Origin of the sequence: Desulfobacter latus, from assembly GCF_013389365.1 — a bacterium.
Taxonomy (GTDB): Bacteria; Desulfobacterota; Desulfobacteria; order Desulfobacterales; family Desulfobacteraceae; genus Desulfobacter; species Desulfobacter latus.
The window spans coordinates 1-6,199 of sequence record NZ_JACADJ010000117.1 but is presented as its reverse complement, the minus strand read 5'-3'; the positions used below and the strand labels follow the sequence as shown (position 1 = coordinate 6,199).

The following is a 6,199-nucleotide window of genomic DNA, read 5'->3' as shown; positions in this document are numbered from 1 at the left end:
AATGGGATTACAGGGTCTATTTTTTGATACAACTAATTGTTTTTATATGTATTATTAAAGAATTGCAATGTTTTCAGCATTTACGAATAATCTGCCTACGGTAACCGGGAAAATGGGAATGCGCCCTCAGTAAGTTAGCTTTAAAGCTGTTGTTTTTGGATAACGTGTTTATTTTACATGGAATAATAATCAAAATGAGACCTCGATTTCAACATCCTTTTTAACTCGCCAGCGTCGGAAGGTGTTACCGAATCCTGGCTACCGATTTAAGCCGGGACACCCTTTAGAACAAGACTTCTCCGAACCCCCCGGTTCATGAGGCTTAGATACTGCAAAAATCTCATCACCGGGTCAAACTGTCCCGTATTATGTCGGTAGCCCGAATCCTGGCACAATAACAGATCTTTTTACCAGTGAAAGCAATCAGTATTTATCACTTTTGCCGATGCCAAAAGCTGGAGAAAAGCGAAAGATAGTCTAAATATTACAATGTGTTGTGAAAAAAAGAGTGGTTCTTTATCTTCTGAATATAAAAACCCAAAAGAAACAGATAAATTAGATTTTCAAGCTGCGTCTTGATCCTGAATCAAGGCGTAATTACTTGGCATAATTGATATAGCAAATTATCTCTTGATATATGTGCCATATTGAGAGAAAAGTAAGATAGTATTTTAGAGGGTTAAGGAGCCAAATCATGAGCAAGCTGAACCAGGGCATTTAGACACCCCATATTAAGTTCATTACCGACAAGGTAGTCGCACTTGGGCGAGTTAACGAACTCGAAAGTGCTGTTTAATGGCGAAGGTATTGATTCTCAAACTTAGGTTTTTTTTGGGGAATAATATTTTGACCATAAGGCCGATGTCGACCAAAGCAAAAATGCATACCAGGGAGAACCAAAGTTGGAGTACTATAACTCGATGATCAAGTTTTTGTTAATTTGCCCGACTTCGGCGTTGGAAAAAATTTTTAATCCTCAAAAGATGTCGTATATTAACCTCCGGTTAAAAATTGTTTACGCCTTGAATGTGAACAAATTCCCTAAAAACTTGATGATCGAGTATAAGTCCGTATCGGTCAGCAATTTCGTCATAGGAATAATAGCTCTCCTTTTTACCTTTAGAGAGGGGACACTTTCTTTGATTGAAGGGTATTGCTACGTAGTGGTATTTCAAATTTTACATAATTTATATATTTTTTTTTCCAAATGATAAAATTAAGTTCTTAAGAGAATTCTTTAGGACCATTAAGTTAATATCAATGATATTTAATTCGTAATATAATTATAACTCAATTAATATTCTATAGCTTTTTCGTTTAGGACGATTGATGAACTAATCGTCGAAGCCTATTTCAGCTACACATCACTGAAGGTTGTGGTATAATTTATGCTTGTAAATCATACAATTTGGCTACCGATTTAAGCCGGAATCCCCGGTTCATGAGACTTAGGTACTTCAAAACTCTCATCACCGGGTGAAACTATCCCGCGTTATGTCGGTAGCCTATAATTTGTTTTTTTCATAGTTTTAAGTACTTATAGTTACTTTCGGCAAAGGAGAATGTGGTGTGCAGAAAATTGTAAAGTGGATTCAAATTTTATGTTGTATTAATTGTATTTCTTTTTTAGGGATAAGTCAGAGTTGGGCAACAACTTTAAGCTTTGATCCTAGTTCATCATCAATTTTAGCTGGAGAATCAATTGACGTTGATATTGTAATTTCAGGATTAGATCCTGAAAATCTTGCTGTTTTTGATCTAAATGTCAACTTTGATCCAACAATCCTATCTTATGCTCCCAATACTGGTTGTGAATTAGGTGAAGGTTTGGGATTATTTGATTTTTTTGAAGCTTCAGATGAGAGTGATGGGGTTACCGCCCCAGGCACTATAAACCTTGCAGTTGAAAGTTGGATTTGGCCTATTGGTGATACAGTATACGGAGATGCTTTTTTCAGTGATCAAGCCTCTTCATTGACTCTTGCCACACTTACTTTTACAGGACTTGCTGCTGGCAATAGCTCCCTATCTATTTCGGATGTTATTCTCGGGGATGAAAATGGCGCTTCTATTTCCATTACGTCTACTGATTTAGGAACTGGCTCTATCGAAGTCAGTTCTCCGGCTCCAGAACCTTCTACCATGATTTTATTTGGTATTGGACTTCTTGGTTTTAGCGGTATCGGAAGACGTAAAACTAGTTAATTTCATTTAAAAAATATGACAAATTAAGGGGACGTAATGAAATCAGAATGGCCATTGACAAGAAAACTATGGGGGCTCAGTATATGTACTCTTTTAACTTTTTTGACGCTAATTGAATTTTCTTATGCAAAATCTTTATATGTTATAGGTAATATAAACGCCAGTCCGACACCAATACTATCTTATGATATTCAAAACCAAAATCTTGCTTATCAAGCGACCAATAACATACCAAGATTAGGAGGTGGTGCTGTCGGAATAACGATAGATACAGAGTCATCTACGCTTTTCGTAACATATGAATTTTCTGGAACTATCCAATTGATTAATGCTGAAAATATGTCGGCATTAGGTACAACTGTTGCTCCTGGTGCGTCGAATCTGGCAGGTATTGTGGTTGATCAAGGCAAAAGCAAAGTTTATACAGTTGATAGAGGCACTAATAATTTATATGTATATACATGGAATTCTTGGATTAATAAACTCACTTTAGATCCCGGATCTCCTATTAGACTTTCAGGCATCTCTGGCGCATTTGGTATAGCATTAGATGAACTTGATGAAAAATTATATGTAGCTGATTATTATGGCGGATCAATAAAAGTTTTCAATACTGATTCTTGGAACGTAGTTGATAGTTTTACTGTAGCACACTCTCCTATTGGAATTGCCATTGATGTTAAAAATAAGTTAGTTTACACTGGTGCAGGCTGGGCCAGAGATTATAGATTGTGTAAATTTGATTTACAAAATAGAACATTGACCAGTAAAAGCCTTTATCCTGCTGGTGTCATGGGATTGGCTGTTAATCAAGATTCTAGTATGGTCTATACTACAACCGGATATAGTAGTGATAATCTTCGAGTATTTGACACTTCTCTAAATCAACTTTGGGCATCAAATAGAATCGGAGATGCAACTGGAATTTGTGTTCCTGGAAAATATGATGTTACATATAATCCTCTATCAAATACGGTTCAAGTTACGACAGGAAAAAATGCCTTTCAAGGGCAGTTAATAACTTATCATATAAGTTTTAAGAATCCTACTGATAGTGTAATCAATAATGTTGTAATCAAAAACCCTATCCCTGAAGGAGCTACTTTTGATTCTGCTGAAGGAAATTATACGCTAAATTTCAATGACGTTGTAACTTGGGATTATGGCAGTGTTAATCCAGGGGAATATTGGTCTACAAACCTGACTGTTGAAGTTATAGGGGAACCTGGTACTAAAATTATTAACCAAACTACTTTAGAAAGTAGTAATTACCAACCAACCACTCGTGAATTTGTTATTGAAGTTGTGCCACAAATTATCTCAACTCTTCAACCAGTTGGACCGATTTGCACAATTCCCGAACCATACTCAATAACTGAATTTGGTACATTAGAGGCGTTGCATGACAATTTCAACTTAGAAGGTGAAACCTATATTATTTCTCATGGATGGAATCAAGAGGATATTATATCAACTCCAACATGGCAGATTCTTACAGGTGATGATATTTTTACTGAAGCCGAAGGCAATGTGAATGTATTTTTATGGAATTGGCAGGAAAAAGCCAAAACCAATATTGAACTTCATAGCTTCCCAAAACAATTAATTGGAGCCCCCTTTGATAAAGTAGAAGAGTCTGGCAAACATCTTGCTAAACATTTAGAAGCTGCTATCCCAACAGGCTACAGTAAAGATATCCACCTAATAGGCCATAGCTTAGGAACGGGTGTAATAACCCATGCTGCAGAACAAATAAAAAAAGAAAAAGTGTTCCAAGATAAAATATTAAAAAACATAAAACATATAGTTTTCTTGGATTCTCCTTGGTATATTGACAAACCTGGTAACACCAATTACTTGTCAGATAATAAAGATAATATATTTTTTGAAAATTACTGGTCAGCTCTTGGAAAAGTTAGTAATGAAAAAATCTTATGGAGTCATATAAATCCAGTAACTAAATTAAGTAATGATTGGAAAGGTTATGCGGAAGCTGATGTTAATGTAAATCTACTGAACTTAAAAGTTTTTAGTGATCTCACAATAGAATATGATAATTCATTTTGGTATTTGGGACAAGTTGGGACAATTATTGATTCATCTGTAATGACCCTTGATGTAATCAAAGATATTATAAAAGGACTAGGAGCAGCACATAGCCTTTCCCACGAATGGTATAGAAGCTCAGTTACAAATTTTTTGGATAAAGACATATTGGAAGATTCCAGCATACCAAATAAAGACATAGATTATGGATTTTATTGGGCTAATGATTTGACAGGAAAATATGATAATCAATATGCATTTTATACACATGATTTATGGGCTCCAAAATGGGATATAAGGCCTGGCATATTTGATTATTGTGAAGAAAAAATTAAATCTGCCTTAGATTGGACTGAAAAACAGGTAGTTAGTACTGTTATATATGTGGGAGAAACAGCCGAAAAGATAAAAGATGAAGTGAAAGAAGAGCTCAAAGAATTTGCACAAAAGACTAAAAAAACTGTTGAAATCATAGCTGTTGAAACATTGGATGCGGTTGATGATGCAAAAGATTATGTAACAGATAAACTTAATCATGCTGTCTGGGTTGTAATTACTACTGCCGATAACCATAAAAATGGATTTCTTCGACTTATTCTCAATTCAGATGCCATTATATCAAAAAAGATGATTGTCCCTAAAAACGCTAATGCTTTTCGCTTTAGTTTCGAGTTTCCGTTGGTCGATCCTGGTTGTATTTTAGAAGTTTTTATAGATGGGTATGCTGTTTCAACTATATTCGCAGATAATTTTGTATCAAAAGGCTGGCAATATTCTTCTTGGGTTCCAGTAAGTGGTAAAGCTGGGGAAGAGATAAATTTAACTTTTAGGCTAAGCAATTCCAATGATGATTTTGAAGGTACGGTTAACATTGATGATATTATATTTGCTAAAATAGTCTCATCAATTGATTCTGACGAAGATGGAGTTGTTGATGGGCTTGATAACTGTCCCTTGATACCCAATCAAGAACAAGTTGATTTTGATGAGGACGGTATCGGCGATGTGTGCGATAATTGCCCTAATTCTTATAATCCCGATCAAATTGACACTAATGAAAATGGTATTGGGGATGTCTGTGAAGTAAAACCAGGTGACCTAAACGGTGACGGTGTTGTTGATCGAGCTGATGTAAATATGATCAATACCTATCGAAATCAACCAGCCAGCGCATTCCCGGATGCTGATATCGACGGTGATGGAACAATTACCGTTTTGGATGCACGGAAACTGATGTTGATGTGTGATTGCCCAAGGTGTGTATGTCCAAGTTAAACATGGATGATTTAATCCTATAAAGTAGGGTTTGCAATGCCCCTGCGTGTTATAGTGCCTTTTTGGGGAGATTAGTCTAAAAGGCACCTAATCTATAATCAAGCGCCCCCCCATCAGGGGATTTGGGCGCTTGCATTTTTCATCCCTTATGACTAAGTGCATGAATTTAACGGAGGAGAATAGGGGGAAAGTTTAAAAAAAGTCATGAATTGATCAATGAATGACAAAAGCATTGCGCGGTCATTCTGAAGTTACAAACATTTATCCGAGTAATAAATTTTTTAGGCCAAAACTGTCAAAAAAACCATTTGAATTGCTGAAAATTTTAGAACAGAATTTTAGGAATCTTACGGCGAGGACTTTGTCTATGATTGTGGGCAAAAGCCTTTATTGAAAGGATTGTTGACTACTTCAGTTAATGCTTAGTCTGCGCAAATTAAAACATCCCTCTACCCGGAACTTTTTGAATGGAGGTTCCCGAAAAATGGGAGTCGGCACCTATAAAGTGTAAGGCGGGAAATGAAGTATGCCAATTTTAAAATAAAAAAATTTGGGCATCCTTCATTTTCCGTTTGACACTTCGTAAAATCAAAATGTGTTTTTGAGATGCTGAAAATTATTTTTTAAAAAAAATACTGTGAACAGCACGTTCCTTTAGTGTACTTTAGAATTG

General features: G+C 35.7%; 2 protein-coding genes. Both read left to right on the top strand.

Annotated elements, in window-relative coordinates:
- Positions 1 to 1,569: 1,569 nt before the first annotated feature.
- Complete coding sequence (locus HXW94_RS20185) at positions 1,570 to 2,205, top strand: PEP-CTERM sorting domain-containing protein (RefSeq protein ID WP_178368260.1); 636 nt, start codon at positions 1,570 to 1,572, stop codon at positions 2,203 to 2,205.
- 36 nt (positions 2,206 to 2,241) lie between these two features.
- On the top strand, positions 2,242 to 5,526 hold the full coding sequence (locus HXW94_RS17890; RefSeq protein ID WP_178368259.1) for a thrombospondin type 3 repeat-containing protein: 3,285 nt from the start codon (positions 2,242 to 2,244) through the stop codon (positions 5,524 to 5,526).
- Positions 5,527 to 6,199: the final 673 nt, after the last annotated feature.